The sequence below is a fragment of the Sphingobacterium sp. NGMCC 1.201703 genome (assembly GCF_047784615.1).
Classification (GTDB): Bacteria; Bacteroidota; Bacteroidia; order Sphingobacteriales; family Sphingobacteriaceae; genus Sphingobacterium.
On sequence record NZ_JBLOHD010000010.1, the window covers coordinates 45492 to 61058 of the forward strand.

Genomic DNA, 15567 nt, shown 5'->3' on the forward strand with positions numbered 1-15567 from the left:
TTTATTAAAATGTTGCGTTGAGACTAAAAGTTACCTGCCTTGAAAATGGATAATTTGTTCCTCGTTCTTGGCGAATACTCGAAATGATAAATGGATCAGATACATCCAGTCCTATATTGACGTTTTCGAACCCAATTTTCTTGACCCAATTCATGTAACGGAAATCATACTGGAAGTTGAAACTTCTCGCATAAATGGTGTTTTCATCTTGGACAAATCGCGAAGTTTTATAGGTTGGATTTGTGTTTAAGAGTCCTTTGAATGGTGCATAATCGCCGGGATTTTGCCATCGGCCGGTATAGACGCGTTCATCTACATTATATTTGTAACTGCTGGTTTCAACTCGTTCAGCCAGGGTTCTATTGTATGCCTGACCGCCAAAGCGATAACCCAGCGATGCTGTAAATGTAAATCCTTTGTAGCGTAACATTGTGTTGAAATTCCCCCAAACTTTAGGATCTGTGTTTCCGACAGCAGTAACATCTTTTGACGCCCAGGTGTAAGTTGGTGTGCCGTCAGCAGCGAGATAAAGCTCTTTTCCTGTGCTCGGGTCTATCCCGAGGGATGGAACTACCCAAATGGCGTTACTCGAATATCCCTCGATGTACATTTTGTTGGCATTATAGAGATCCCCCTGAAGTGTTTTTTGCGCGTCTTTTAAAGCTTGTGAGGTTTCAAGTACCTTGTTTTTGTTATGCAATACCGAACCCGATACTGACCAGGTTAAACCGGTGGGCTTTTTCATCAGATAGACTGTTGCATATAACTCGAATCCTTTATTCCGTAATTTTCCGATGTTGGCTGTATAATAGCCTACACCACTGGATGCGGGGGTATTAACGGAGGAAACAAGGTCATTGGTGTTTTCAATATAATAGTTCGCCTGTAAAGTTAAATAACGGTCAAAAAGGTCGACATCTGTCCCAATATTGTATTTAAGCACTTGTTGCCATTTTAGATCCGGATTGCCGAGCCCCATGACATAAGCTCCCAGCCAATTATAATATCTATCGGAAGTGTAATAACCGTAAGTGGTCAAAGCCTGGTACGTATTGAATTTTGTAGACCCGGATGTCCCTACAGATCCACGCAATTTAAGGCGGTTGACGATTTCATTCTTTTTAAAGAACTTTTCTTCGTGTAAATTCCAACCCAGACCTGCTGACCAAAAAGGAGCGAAACGTTTATTGGCGCCAAACTGGGAAGAACCATCCATACGGAACGTTCCGTCGACAAAATAACGATTGTCATAATTATAGTTTGCATTTCCAACAAAGCCAACGGTTCGATAATAGTACTCATTACCTGAAGGTTTTCCATCCTTCATATATTGCAATGCCATCGATGGAAAATCAAGATCACTGTTTGGAAAACCTTCTGCGGCGTTTGTCAGTTGCGAGGTGTTATCCTGGAAAATATTTGCCTCGGTTCCGACAAAAATCTGATGTTTTTCTTTTATTTTTTTGCTATAGGACAGATTTAAAGCCCCTTCGTATTTCATTCCACGATTAAGACCAATCCAATAAGCTCCTTTTCTAAAGACATCAACTCCGGTATAATTGGCAAAGTCAGTATGTTCGGCCGGTTTAAACGCATCGGACTGTTTATCGGATTTTGTAAAGCTGAATTTACCAATTAATCTTAATCCTTCTTGAATCGACCATTCGACAGCAGTCTGATTGGTAATATCTGTTTGTTCTCCTTTGTCAAATGTTTTTAGGCTAGCATTATACAAGGGGTTTGTCGGAAGGGTAGTCCATATATTTGAATAATCAGTTGTACCTGGATCCCCTAACACTTTATTTACATTTCCATCTTTATCATAAGGGCGCCAATACGGATTGAGGTCGAAATAATCACTGAATGATCCATATGGTGACTGCTGATTCTTAATATTATTAATATTTAAATAATTCCTAAATATTAAGTTTTTGTAAGTATAAGATAGGGTGATGGATCCATTCAGCGTATTTCTGGAAGAGCCTTTCATGACACCGGCTGTATTGTTATTTTGGATACCGGCTGAATATCGGAACTGGTTGTCCCCGCCTTCCAGTCTTAAATTACTTCTTAAAGCATAGGATGTGCGCAGTGGAATAGCCATCCAGTCTGTCTCGACGCCGTTATTCACTTCATCTAACAGAAAATTATAGTATCGTTTATTCGGAATGTCTGTACTTGCGTTCGGAGAGTCATAAAGTCCGGTAATACGTTCTAACTCCAGTTTGTCTCTTGCATTAAGGAGGTGGTAAGCCGATAAGTCAGCGTTTTCAACCTTTAGCTCTGTTCCAAAACTTAGGCGTAATTTGCCTGGTCTCGGAAGTTTTGTTGTAATGACAATGACGCCGTTAGCACCTCTTGATCCGTAAAGTGCGGTCGCTGCGGCGTCTTTCAAGAGGGTAATCGAAGCAACATCGTTTTCATTAATATCTATCAATGCCTGAAGCGATGTCTGGAAACCATCTAAAACAATCAGTGGAGTGTTGAGCTGACTTGCGGATTCGCTCTGAATTTCATTCACATTGGGGATACTAGAGTTTCCGCGCATCTGAATTTCTGGAAGTCGATTCGGATCATTACCGAAAAGATTATTCTCAATAATATTAAACGATGGATCGATATTCCGTAAAGAGGTCACGAGATTTCGAGCGCCGTATTGCCTGAGTTCTTTTGTCGTGATTGTACGTGATGCTCCCGTAAAACTTTTATCTTCCTTCTTAAAAATACCCGTAGAAACAACCGCTTCCTCAAGGGCATTTTCTTGTTTTTTTAGGCGGATAACCATTTTCTCCTGATTTAAGCTCGCCTTAATTTCCTGTCTTTCGTAGCCTAAGGAAGTTATCACCAGGATTTCGTTTAGTGAAGATATTGGCAATATGAAGCTTCCATCAGCCTGGCTCATTACACCTTTTCGTACATTGTCTTTGAGGCGAATTGATACCCCCGAAATAGGTTTTCCTTCGTTGTCGATAACTCGCCCTTTTACGTATTGCTGCTGCATAGTCAATACGATCCTTTCGGCGTTGGATGTTATAATGGTACGCTGTTTGGGATGAATTGTATTCTTTTTGATAACTACCGTTTTATCAAAAAAGTCATAAGACAGATTTGCTTTGTTGAGAATCACATTTAACGCTTGTTTAAAAGGGGCATCCTTAATTTCAGCAGTTAAGTCAATGATTTGGTTGATTTCATTCTTCTTGTAAAAGAATGAATAACCGCTCTGTTTTTCGAGGTTTTTCAAGATCGATTCCAAGCTCGATTTTTGCTTTTTCAAGCTAATCTGTTGGGCATAGCTGTGTGCATCTACTTGTGACAGACCTAAACCGATCAGTAGGGTGATTAAGTTGATCCTCATGAGAGATCTGGATAATGGGCGCGCAAAAAGAGGCTTTTGTTTTTCATAAATCCGCCAAATGTTGGACGCTGGGTTAGCATCCAAATTGGTCGAATGAAAATCTTTCTCCTTCTTAATGAACGGAGTTAAGGTAAATTTCATTAAATTCGTTTGGTTTTAACGTGTTAATAATTTAGAAGTTAGACGATACTTTAATACCAATTAAGTTGGACGGGTTCTGCGCCAACAGGATCCGTCTTTTATTGATATTAATAAGCTCTTATTAGGGTGGGAATCTTTCGCTTTTCATTTCGTTAATGGTTTGGTTATGTTATGATTAAGTTAATTCTATTGTTTTTTCCTACAATAGCTTTGGTTTGGATATTTGCATAATTTAAAAGAGCAATGAGCTTTTCTAAGCTTAAATTTCGTGGGATTTTCCCACTATATTGACTGGCATTGCTCGTCCCGTTATAAGTGACATCGATATCATACCACCTTGCGATGTCCTTAAATACCTCTGCTGTATTTGTACCATCAAAGCAGAATTGGCCACTTTTCCAGCTAAGTACCTGATCTATATTGATACGCTTCGACCGGAGCTTTCCATCTTCGGAAAAAGCTTGCTCGTTTGGTCTTAACCTCACCGCACTATTTTGTTTGGAAACAATAACTGCGCCTTCCTCTAGGCTGGTGCGTACCCCGTCCTCTTCCGAATAGGCATTAATATTGAATTTTGTACCCAGGACTTTTGTCTGTTGATCTTTTGTTTTAACAATGAAACTTTTGTGGTCCCTCGTTTTTGCTACCTGAAAATAAGCTTCACCTTCCAATTCAACGATACGGTCTCCCGATTCAAATGAAGAAGGATAGATTAATTTCGAATCAGCATTGAGGCTGACCAAGGTGCCATCTGCTAAGGCAAGCTCATAGGTAGCGCCTTTGGGAGTTTTTAATATATTTTGCTGGCTAACAATGTTTCCGGTTTTGGCATTTCGATAACTAACTTTTCCCTGTGCATCTTTTGTTAAAATTGTCTCTCCGATCTGTACACTTTGATTTAGCGCTAATTCGTCGAGATTAATCTGCTTCCCATTGGCTAGCGTGATAATAGCTTTTTCACTTCCTGGCGGGATGGATGCTAATAATTTATTGGAAGCAGTTTGCTCTGCCGCAGGCCAGTATCTATAGGCGAAAAAACCGATCAGCAATATTGCCGCAGCTGTACTGATAATCTGTATATACTTTATGGTAGAGGATTTTTTTTCTATTAAGCCTACCTCAGCCAACAGCCGGTTTTTTACATTCTTTTGGATGGTCGAAAACTGTGCTTCTGGTATCTGGTCAACCGACTTCTGGTCAAACCAATCAAAAAGTTGTTTACGTTCCTCAGTATTTTCGGATCGGCTCAGAAAACGGGTAATTGATTTATATAATTCTTTCACTTGCTTCATAAATCGCAACGTTATACTGGTTGGTTATAATACAAGTGACCTAAAAGAGGCAGAGCTTCTACTCAAAAAGAAAAAAAATATTTTATTGTAAAAATTGTTGACTAAATGACTGATTAAAAGGCTAAAAAAATAATACAAAGTGAAAAAGGTGGCCTGTTGCGGTGCGTAAATGACGAATAGCCTTGTTAATGTGCTTTTCAACAGTGGATTCGCTGATTCCTAGTTTTATAGCAATCTCTTTATTGCTTAAATAGTATTCCCGGCTCAATTTGAATACTTCCTGACATTTTTGAGGCAGATTTTCGACTTCTTTGGCAACAACGTCGATGATGTAGCGGTAATACAGCTGATACTCGATGGGTATGGATTGATCTTCAAACTCAAGATGTTCAAAACTTTGGGTAAGCTGAATTTTCATCTCTTTGCGGTAGTAGGCGAGAACCAGATAGCGACAAGAACTAAATAGATAAGCGGGTAGAGACTCTATTTCTGTAATAAATGCTCTATTTTTCCATACGGAGATAAATAGATCATGTAGAGTATCTTCGGCTGCTTCACGATTGCTAATTTTTTTTGTTATAAAAGAAATTAGATCGGGGGCAAACAAATCATATAATACCGAAAAAGCACGCTGATCTCCCTGTTGAATAAGAGGCAGAAGTTCTTGGTATTGGTATGATTTGGAGTTTTTCATAAGAAGCTAGCAGCTAGTAAATTTAAAAAAAAAATAATATTTTCATTATAAAGATTGTAAAGTGGCTTCGCTTTTTATATTTACTTTTGAATATTTATTAATATTCGACAAAAATCAGTCGTTTTCAATGGGGATCAACAAATAATTGTTTCAGTCATGCGGTAGGCTTCCAGTATGTTTGAAGTATTGCTTAAGTATTGAATAAGTATAGTTATCGTTTATAATGAAGCTACTTTAGCTAAGCCCGTAGATTATTGTATTAGGTAAATAAAAGCCTAGAAAATATGCTTACGGATAAGCAATAGTTCTGAGCGGCCATATTACTTGTTTGATATTGTGCGTAGACGTATGAACAACGAAATGTCATCAGTATAAAAAACGAACAATTCTCATTTTATTTTCTAATTTCACCTAATTTTATGAAATGCTCTTATGGCCAAATCTATTAAAGAAATCGCACGAGAACTTAATGTCTCCAAATCCACCATTTCATTGGTGATCAATCATAAAGCGGAACAGGCCCGTATCAGTAAGGAGCTGGAACGGCGTGTTTTGGACTATGTTGAGAAAATAGGGTATAAGCCCAATGCTTTGGCAAAGAGCCTCGCTACTGGCCGTTCCAATACAATCGGACTGATTGTCGAAAATATTGGCGATTCCTTTTTTGGCCCTTTTGCTTTGCATGTCGAGGAACTGCTGCGCAAGAAAAATTACCATGTATTATACAGTAGTACTTTGGGAGATCCTCAAAATGCACAAGATATTATTGATTTCATGCTAGAGAAGAGGGTTGAAGGCATTATCCTAGCACCCACGATAAACCTCGAAGAACATCAGCGAAAGATCTTGGAACATAAGGTGCCCTTGGTTGTATTTGATCGGAATTCACCCGACATAGCGACGCATTATGTCCATATTGACAATGGAGATAGCAGCCGTAAAGCCTGTTCCTATTTGCAGTCTATCGGATGTAAAAACTTTGGATTGATCACAATCGATTCGGATCAGCCTCAGATGCTCGCGCGTAAAGACGCCTATCTGAAATTTTGTGCGGAAACAGGTATGCAATCCAGGATACTGCAACTACCCTACCATCGTTTGAAGCAGAAAGGTATAAGTGCTTTGCAGAGTTGGGTAGCTAAAAATGTAGGCTTGGATGGTTTATTTTTTACGACCAATTATCTCTGTATTCTCGGGTTAAAGTCGCTTCGGACTGAAGGAAGGGAAGGTTTTGATTTTCCGTTGTTTTCTTTTGACGATCATGAATTGTTCGATATATTGAATCCTAAAATCTCCTGTATCCAACAACCCTTGGAACCTTTGGCCAAAACCTGTGTACGTGTACTGCTAAAGGAAATAGATCGGGGGATTTCCAGTCCAAAGGAATATGTGATTTCAACAAATTTGATTAAAAGATAGGAGCCACTATAATATGTTATAATAAGTCCGTTTTATCTTGGCGGAATAAAGCCGTATTGTAAAAATCATAAGACCTAATAGACGAAAGCTTATAGTTTTTTTGAATTCATATTCTTTTTTATATCTTTACTAATACGTTTTAGTAGAAATATTTATATATATCCTAAATAATGAAGAAATCATTTAGTGTTTTTCTAGGGTCATTATTGTCCTTGGGTTTGTTTTGCGCAAAACCGGTTTTGGCTCAGAAGTTTAGAGGACAGCAAATGGAAGCCGTGGATCTGGTGAATCCGTTGATGGGTACCGAATCCAAATTTGAGCTATCCAATGGGAATACCTACCCTTCCATAGCGAGACCATGGGGGATGAACATGTGGACACCCCAGACTGGTAAAAATGGTGATGGTTGGCAGTATCAATATACAGCTGATAAAATCCGCGGCCTGAAGCAAACCCATCAGCCTTCCCCTTGGATGAATGACTATGGTGTTTTCTCTATTATGCCGGTTACCGGAAAACCTGTTTTTGATCAGGATGAACGTGCAAGCTGGTTTTCGCATAAAGCGGAAATTGTAAAACCCTATTATTACTCGGTCTATTTAGCTGATCACGATGTGACAGCAGAAATGACACCGACTGATCGTGCCGCGATGTTTCGTATCTCCTTCAATAAGACGGATGATGCTTATATCGTTTTGGACGCTTATGAGAAAGGGTCGGAAGTACAGATCATTCCCGAAAAAAATATGATCATTGGCTACTCGTCAAAATATGCGCGCGGCCCATTACCTGAAAATTTCAAGAACTATTTTGTCCTTGTTTTTGATCAACCTTTTGCTAGTGTTGCTACCTGGGAGGGAAAAGAAAAGAAAGATGGCCAGCTGCAAATCAAGGGTGACCATACAGGTGCTATCGTTGGTTTCAACGTGAAGGATAAATCAAAACCTGTTCAGGTAAAAGTTGCATCCTCTTTTATCAGTGCTGACCAAGCTTTGTTAAACTTAAATGAGCTCGGCAGTAAATCATTTGATCAGATTAAAGAAGATGGCCGCCAGATATGGAATACAACCTTAGGTAAAATTAAGGTGGAAGGCGATGATATTGATCAATTGCGTACATTTTATTCGACAATGTACCGTACCTTGTTTTTTCCGAATAAACTATATGAAATCGATGCGCAAGGAAAGGCCGTCCATTATAGCCCATATAACGGTAAAACGCTACCGGGATATTTATTTGGAGGGACAGGTTTTTGGGACACCTTTAGAGCCTTGTATCCATTCCTAAACTTTATGTATCCTTCTATCAATAAAGAAATGCAGGAAGGATTGCTCAATGCCTATTTGGAGGGTGGATTCTTACCGGAATGGAGCAGTCCGGGATATGCGGATATCATGGTTGGTAACAACTCCGCTTCGGTAGTATCCGATGCCTATATGAAAGGCCTGCGTGGTTATGATATCAACAAGCTATATGAGGCCTTGCAACATGGTGCGAACAATGAAGGACCAATGACTGCTGTTGGACGAAAAGGCGTTGAATATTACAATAGCTTAGGTTATGTTCCCTATGATGTTAAAATCAATGAAAATGCTGCCCGTACGTTGGAATATGCTTATGATGACTTTACCATATACCAATTGGCAAAAGCATTGAACCGTCCTAAGGCCGAGATAGAGTTGTATGCGAAGCGTGCTCAAAATTATAAGAACTTATTCGATCCGTCCACTAATTTGATGCGTGGTAAAAATAAGGATGGTAAATTCCAGGCACCTTTCAATCCATTGAAATGGGGGGATGCCTTTACCGAAGGTAATAGTTGGCATTACTCCTGGAGTGTTTTCCATGATGTAAAAGGGCTGATCGATTTAATGGGCGGCGAAAAAACTTTTGTCAATATGTTGGATTCTGTATTTGTTCAGTCGCCAGATTTTGATGATAGCTATTATGGCGGTATTATCCACGAAATTCGGGAAATGCAGGTTGCCAATATGGGGCAATATGCACATGGAAATCAGCCGATTCAGCATATGCCATACTTATATAATTATGCCGGCCAACCCTGGAAAACGCAGTATTGGGTACGTCAGGTAATGGACAGGATGTATAACCCAACTCCTGACGGTTATTGTGGCGACGAGGATAATGGCCAAACGTCAGCATGGTATGTATTCTCTGCATTAGGTTTTTATCCTGTTTGTCCAGCGACAGATGAATATGTGCTGGGGGCCCCATTGTTTAAGAAAGCTACCTTAACGTTTGAAAATGGTAAGACATTGACAATCGATGCACCGAATAATTCGAATGAGAATGTGTACGTCAATAATTTACAGGTGAATGGAACAGTGTATGGTAAGAACTGGTTGAGTCACAAAGCACTTCATGAAGGTGGAAATCTTCATTTTGATATGACCGCCAAACCAAATTACAATAGAGGCGCAACCTCAAATGCCGCTCCATATTCGATGTCGAATGAATTGAAGACGGTGACGAAATCAACAAAATCAACAAAGAAAAAATAAGCATATTATAAACCTGATTATGAACTTTAATTATCTAAAAAAAACATTGGCTGTCGTAGGCTTATTGTATTCCTGTTCAGTTTTGGCACAGGACAATTGGCAACATACAGAAAACGACCGTAAGGTCGCTGTGGATGTTGATAGTATTAGCAAAAAGGGCTATACCTTGATCTGGATCAATAAAGACAAAAATTTTAGTCCAGCGCTAAAAGATAGATTGATAGCGGCGTATTTTACGAATTATCCCAAGCTGGCAAAAAAATATAATACCAAGACCATTAAAAAAGTGTCTTTTGTCATTGATCCGGATTATAAGGGGGTAGCGGCTACAGCCGGCGGTATTGTCCGCTATAGTCCAGAATGGTTTGCAAAAAATCCGGGCGATATCGATGTTGTTACCCATGAAGTGATGCATATCGTGCAGGCCTATCCGGATGGGGCTGGCCCTTGGTGGATAACCGAAGGGATAGCAGATTTTGTTCGTTTTGATGACGGATTAGATAACGCTGGGGCAAATTGGAAGTTGCCTGAGTATACAGAAAAACAAAAATATACGGATTCTTATCGTACTACGGCACGTTTCCTCTATTGGATTAACAAAAACGTAAAAAAAGATTTTGTTAAAAAATTGGATGCTGCAATGCGGAATAAAACCTATACAGATGATTTCTGGAAAGCGCACACGGGAAAGACAATTGACGAGCTGTGGAGTGCTTATAGTCAAAATCCAAAGATCTAATCCTTAAGTGATGAACATAATAAGTTTAATTTGTTTCGGTTTGCTTTGCCTCCCTTATTTAGTAAGAGCGCAGGAAACCAAATTGATTCAGTATGTCAAACCACTGATCGGAACCGCGCGGATGGGGCACACATTCCCCGGGGCAACAGTTCCTTTCGGGGCAGTGCAACTAAGTCCGGATACGGATACCTTATCCTATGCTGTAAATGGAAGGTACAATGGTGATGTATATAAATACTGTGCAGGGTATCAGTACAGTGACCCGACGATTGTCGGCTTTAGCCACACACACTTTAGTGGTACCGGTCACTCTGATCTTGGTGATATATTGGTCATGCCAACCCAAGGTAAGGTGCAGCTCAATCCGGGCACTGCAGATCAACCTCAGGGAGGGTATAGATCTCCTTATTCGCATGCGAATGAACGTGCTGAGCCCAACTACTATAGCGTTTTGCTTGATAAACATCAGATTAAGGCTGAGTTAACCACAACATCTCGTGTCGGTATCCATCGTTATACTTTTCCACAATCGGATGCCTCACATTTTGTCCTGGATTTAACTGCTGGAATTTATAACTATGATGGTAAAAACGTCTGGACAGTTGTTAAAGTATTGAATGACTCGACCTTGGTAGGCTATCGCCAGACCAATGGATGGTCGCGTACACGTACGGTGTATTTCGCCATCAAGACATCCAAGCCTTTCAAAAACTACGGGGCTAAATACGAGGACGGAAAAACGGTGTATAACGGCTTCTGGCGCAAGTTTGACCAACAACAGAATTTTCCTGATCTAGCGGCCCACAATATCAAATTGCATTTGGACTTCGATACCAAAACGCAGGAATCAATCCAGATGAAAGTTGCGTTAAGCCCCGTAAGTATGAGGAATGCGCTCCATAATATGGAAATCGAAGCGCCAAATTGGGATTTTGAGGCTTATGTGCGCGCTGGACAAACAGCTTGGGAGAAGGAACTTCACAAAATTGAAGTGGATATGTTGAATAAGGAGGATCTGATCAATTTCTATACGGCAATGTATCATGCCAGTCTGATGCCGACCATTTATATGGATCAGAATGGGGAGTATAAAGGACTGGATCAGGAGATTCATCAGGCTAAGGGGTTCACGAATTATACTTCATTTTCACTTTGGGATACGTTTAGAGCTTTTCATCCACTGCTGAATCTGATTAATCCTTCGCGAAATGCGGATATGGTGGCCTCAATGATGGCGCATTACGATCAGAGCGTATTAAAGATGTTGCCGATCTGGTCGCATTATGCGAACGACAACTGGTGTATGAGTGGTTACCATTCTGTATCCGTCATTGTGGATGCCATATTGAAAGGTGTGTATAAAGGTGATCCTGAAGCGGCATTACGGGCTTGTGTACAAACAGCAAATACACGTAATTATGAAGGGATAGGTGCTTATATTGATAAAGGATATGTCCCAGATGATGTATCTGGCACTTCAGTTTCCAATACGCTGGAATATGCCTATGACGACTGGTGTATTGCACAATTGGCCAAGAAGCTGGGGAAAGAAGATATCTACCGTACCTTTTCGAAACGTGCTGAGAGTTGGAAATCGCTTTATGATCCGACAATTGGTTTTATGCGACCAAAGAATTCTCAAGGGAAATTTAAGGAGCAATTTGATGTATTGGATACCCATGGACAGGGCTTTATCGAAGGAAATTCCTGGAATTATAGCCTATATGTCCCCCATCAACCCCGGGAGATGATGGAACGTATGGGTGGGCAAAGGAAATTGGAGACTTATCTTGATTCTTTATTTACAATGGAACTACCCGATAAATATTTTGAGCATACTGAGGATATTACCCGGGATGGAATTATTGGGAACTATGTTCATGGCAATGAGCCTTCACATCATGTGGCTTATCTCTATAACATAACGCAGAGCCCTTGGAAAGCGCAGGCACGTCTACGTCAGATTATTCGAAATCAATATCATAACGGTCATGCTGGTTTGGGAGGAAACGATGATTGTGGACAGATGTCTGCTTGGTACCTATTTACGGCACTCGGATTTTACCCTGTAGCACCGGGAGAAGATTCCTACTGGATCGGTAGCCCATTGGTGAAATCTGCAAAGATCAATCTCGAAAACGGAAAAACGATCGCCATCACCGTGCGCAACCAGTCGGAGAAGAATGTGTATGTCAAATCCGTAACGCTGAATGGTCAGCCTCTGGATAATTTGAAACTGCCATACAATAGCTTGATCAATGGTGCCGAATTGATCTATACGATGAGCAGTAAACCAAATAAATAATATGGTAGGCAATCTACGAATATAGTAATCAAACAAGTATAAAATATAGCATAGAGCAATCAAACTCGCTGTGCTGACATTTTTAGAATCCATTCCCCTATTCAAACAGACGCTTGAATAGGGGATTTTTTGTAACCATCTTGTGAAAATAAAGCGGTTCTCTCCTATATTTAAATTTCTTAACTATATTTACTAATACGTTTTAGCTTTTTGAGGTGTTTTTAAGACGGCTTCAACCAAATCAAGAATTATGTTTAACATTAAAAAAATAACGGGCGGTATCCTTTTTCTTTTTGCTGCTCATGTAAGTTTAGCGCAGCAATCTTCGCCGGTAGACTATGTAAATCCGTTGATCGGTACCGAATCTAAATACGAACTGTCTAATGGAAATACTTATCCAGCCATAGCGCGCCCCTGGGGAATGAACTTTTGGACACCGCAAACGGGGAATATGGGTGATGGTTGGGTATATACTTATACTGCTGATAAAATTAAGGGATTTAAACAGACACATCAACCGAGTCCCTGGAATAATGACTATGGGCAATTTTCGTTGATGCCCATGACCGGAAAACCGCAGTTTGATCAAGAAAAACGTGCAAGTTGGTTTTCACATAAAGCAGAGGTTGCCAAACCTTATTATTATAGTGTTTATCTCGCTGACCATGATGTCACTACGGAGCTCACCCCTTCGCAGCGAGCAGCGATATTTCAGTTTACTTTTCCAAAGACAGAGCATGCCTACGTAGCTATCGATGCTTTTGACAAGGGATCTTATATCAAGGTTATTCCGCAGGAAAATAAAATCATTGGTTATTCAACAAAAAATAGTGGTGGTGTCCCTGACAATTTTAAGAATTATTTTGTCATCATTTTTGATCGTCCTTTTTCGTATAAAGCCGGCGTAAGGAATGGCAATATGAAGGATAATCAGCTGGAAATTCAGGATGATCATGCGGGAGCGATCGTTGGCTTCCCTGCGTTAAAGCGGGGAGAGAAGGTACTGGCAAAGGTGGCCTCATCCTTTATTAGTTTTGAACAGGCAGAACTTAATCTCAACGAAGTGCGGTCCAAATCATTTGAGCAGGTTGCAGATGAAGGTAAACAGCAATGGAACGAGGTATTGGGTCGTGTTCAGATAGAAGATAAAAACGTAGACCGTTTGCGTACATTTTATTCCTGTCTCTATCGTTCAACTTTGTTCCCACGGGATTTTTCCGAGATTGATGCTTCAGGGAAAAGAATGCATTATAGTCCCTATAACGGTCAGGTCTTACCCGGCGAGATGTTCACCGATACGGGTTTCTGGGACACATTCAGAAGCTTGTTCCCGCTTTTGAATTTATTGTATCCATCCATGAATGATCGTATGCAGGCGGGCTTGGTGAATGCCTATAAGGAAAGTGGATATTTGCCTGAATGGGCATCGCCTGGACATCGTGCATCGATGATTGGCAATAATTCTGCATCGGTCGTAGCGGATGCCTTGGTCACCAATCGAACAGGTTATGATAAAGAACTCCTTTGGGAGGCGCTCAAACATGGAGCAAATAATGCCTATCCCAAACATTCTTCCACAGGGCGTTTTGGTCACGAATACTATAATAAACTTGGCTACATCCCAGCAGATGTAAAGGTTGACCAGAACGTGGCCCGCTCCTTGGAATATGCTTATAACGATTGGTGTATTTATGAATTTGGTAAGACAATCGGCAAACCGAAATCTGAAATAGCTATCTATGCACAACGGGCGATGAATTACAAAAATCTTTTTGACCCAACGACAAAGTTGATGCGCGGTAAAAAAGCGGATGGTTCGTTTGTTGCTAATTTTGACCCAAGTGCATGGTCCCGCGAATATACTGAAGGTAACGCCTGGCATTGGAGTTTTTGTGTATTCCATGATCCACAGGGACTAATAGACTTGATGGGCGGAAACAAATCTTTCGTTTCCATGCTGGACACTGTTTTTGTTATCCCGAGTTATGAAGGAATGAAAAGCCGTAGCATGATCCACGAGATGCGAGAAATGCAAGTGATGAATATGGGCCAATATGCACATGGTAATCAGCCTATCCAACATATGCCTTACCTTTATAACTATGCGGCAGAACCATGGAAGGCGCAATACTGGGTTCGTAAAATAATGGACAAATTGTATCTCCCGACACCGGATGGCTACTGTGGCGACGAAGATAATGGTCAGACTTCTGCCTGGTATGTATTTTCATCCTTGGGATTTTACCCGGTTTCACCTGGATCTGGAGAATATGTAATCGGTTCACCTCAGTTTGATAAGGTAACTTTAAAACTCGAAAACGGAAAGGAGATTCATATCCAAGCAAAGCAGGAGAGTGTTGATCAAGTCTATGTGAATCAGCTTTCCTTAAATGGAAAAGCTTATGAAAAAAATTATATTCGTTATTCGGATCTGATTGAAGGAGCAGACCTGAAATTCAAAATGAGTACCGAACCGAATAAAAATAGAGGAATTAAGAAAGCTGATGCGCCATATTCTTTCAGTAACGAAAAACGTTAATATAAAAAGGCTTGGATGAACAAATTGTTATTAAACACGGATACAGTTCGCCAAAAAAATAGTAAAATATTAAAAAAACCATGACAATTAATCGACTTGCTGTCATGGTTTTTTTACACGAATAAAATAATCTTGGTTATTTAAAGTCATACCTTTGTGATTCGAAAATTCGATATGTTAGGTAAATTATTCCATTTTTTAACACTCTTTGCGTATCTCAATCTCCTGACGTATGAGTCATTCTCATCGACGACGGGGCAGGTGCTGCATGCGGGCGAAACGATCGTGGAGTATTTTCTGGATGATGTATTGGATTTAGAACCTATTCATCCTTCAAAGGAAGAGAAAGTTTTATTGCAGGATGACTATCGCATATTTTCTGTCAATAGTCAGGTATTGTCCATTTTCATATTTGTTTTTGGAATACTATTTACTGCTTTATGCTTTTCAAAGGATAAGGTACATCCATTCTACCGGTCGAAAACACTCTGTCGACCTGGATATTACCAATTCCTATATAGACTCCGGCCTTTCTAGGTATTCAACCATACTTTTCTA

Annotated in this window: 9 protein-coding genes; 6 read left to right on the forward strand and 3 right to left on the reverse strand. The window is 40.2% G+C overall.

From position 1 onward, the window contains the following. Positions 1 to 4 precede the first annotated feature (4 nt). The 3 genes from ACK8HY_RS18855 to ACK8HY_RS18865 all read right to left on the reverse strand — a co-directional run bounded on the left by ACK8HY_RS18855 (position 5) and on the right by ACK8HY_RS18865 (position 5485). Complete coding sequence (locus tag ACK8HY_RS18855; protein WP_416134482.1) at positions 5 to 3499, reverse strand: SusC/RagA family TonB-linked outer membrane protein; 3495 nt, start codon at positions 3497 to 3499, stop codon at positions 5 to 7. Positions 3500 to 3663: 164 nt separating this feature from the next. Next, the gene (locus tag ACK8HY_RS18860; protein WP_077438269.1) at positions 3664 to 4791 is read right to left on the reverse strand and encodes a FecR family protein; all 1128 of its coding nucleotides are present in this window, start codon (positions 4789 to 4791) and stop codon (positions 3664 to 3666) included. A gap of 121 nt (positions 4792 to 4912) precedes the next feature. Then, complete coding sequence (locus ACK8HY_RS18865; RefSeq protein WP_416134483.1) at positions 4913 to 5485, reverse strand: RNA polymerase sigma factor; 573 nt, start codon at positions 5483 to 5485, stop codon at positions 4913 to 4915. Between the two features lie 432 nt (positions 5486 to 5917). Between ACK8HY_RS18865 and ACK8HY_RS18870 the strand changes: the two genes are divergently transcribed. From ACK8HY_RS18870 to ACK8HY_RS18895, 6 genes are all read left to right on the forward strand, one after another. Then, complete coding sequence (locus ACK8HY_RS18870; protein WP_416134484.1) at positions 5918 to 6904, forward strand: LacI family DNA-binding transcriptional regulator; 987 nt, start codon at positions 5918 to 5920, stop codon at positions 6902 to 6904. Positions 6905 to 7074: 170 nt separating this feature from the next. Then, on the forward strand, positions 7075 to 9426 hold the full coding sequence (locus tag ACK8HY_RS18875; RefSeq protein ID WP_416134485.1) for a GH92 family glycosyl hydrolase: 2352 nt from the start codon (positions 7075 to 7077) through the stop codon (positions 9424 to 9426). Positions 9427 to 9445: 19 nt separating this feature from the next. Then, positions 9446 to 10165, forward strand: coding sequence for a basic secretory protein-like protein (locus ACK8HY_RS18880; protein ID WP_416134486.1), 720 nt, complete (start codon positions 9446 to 9448; stop codon positions 10163 to 10165). Between the two features lie 10 nt (positions 10166 to 10175). Continuing rightward, a complete protein-coding gene (locus ACK8HY_RS18885; RefSeq protein ID WP_416134487.1) occupies positions 10176 to 12470 on the forward strand; it encodes a GH92 family glycosyl hydrolase in 2295 nt (764 codons plus the stop codon). Between the two features lie 250 nt (positions 12471 to 12720). After that, positions 12721 to 15009 carry a GH92 family glycosyl hydrolase gene (locus ACK8HY_RS18890; RefSeq protein ID WP_416134488.1) on the forward strand — a complete coding sequence of 763 codons (2289 nt, stop codon included), beginning with the start codon at positions 12721 to 12723 and terminating at the stop codon, positions 15007 to 15009. A gap of 156 nt (positions 15010 to 15165) precedes the next feature. After that, on the forward strand, positions 15166 to 15546 hold the full coding sequence (locus tag ACK8HY_RS18895; protein WP_139351229.1) for a hypothetical protein: 381 nt from the start codon (positions 15166 to 15168) through the stop codon (positions 15544 to 15546). Positions 15547 to 15567: the final 21 nt, after the last annotated feature.